This window comes from Vibrio sp. 1402, assembly GCF_033340275.1.
In genome coordinates this window covers 1-557 of sequence record NZ_JAWOWE010000562.1, presented here as the reverse complement: position 1 = coordinate 557, position 557 = coordinate 1, and the positions used below count along the sequence as shown (strand labels likewise).

The 557-nt window shown below is 47.0% G+C and carries 1 protein-coding gene; it reads left to right on the top strand.

From position 1 onward, the window contains the following. Nucleotides 1–75: 75 nt before the first annotated feature. On the top strand, nucleotides 76–557 hold a 482-nt coding region (locus tag R7044_RS27260), incomplete at its 3' end, for a FeoB small GTPase domain-containing protein (RefSeq protein WP_225456231.1).

Here is a 557-nt window from a genome sequence, read left to right as displayed (position 1 = left end):
CAAGTCGAAGTCCGTGGTGTGTCACTTGCGGTTCGAGAGAACATTGCCGCGCAGATCGAAGTGGAGAGCAAATAAATGCAGTATCAAATTCTGACCGTTGGCAATCCGAATAGCGGTAAAACAACGTTGTTCAATGGCCTGACAGGTGCAAAACAGCAAGTGGGAAACTGGGCGGGCGTGACTGTTGAGAAAAAAACGGGTCAATTTAAGCACGCGGGTGAAGAATTTTTACTGACGGACTTGCCGGGCATTTACTCTCTGGACAGCGGTAACGATAGTAACAGTATCGATGAATCCATCGCTTCTCGTGCGGTGTTGACGCACCCAGCTGATTTGATCATCAACGTGATTGATGCCACCAGCTTAGAGCGCAGTCTATATATGACGCTGCAACTTCGTGAGCTTGGGCGTCCGATGGTTGTTGTTCTCAACAAAATGGATGCGTTAAAGCGTGAACGTCAGATGATCAACATTGCTGAGTTAGAAAAGACGCTAGGTTGCCCAGTGATCAGTTTGTCTGCCACTAATAAAGCACAAGTTGCTGAGTTTAAAGAAAA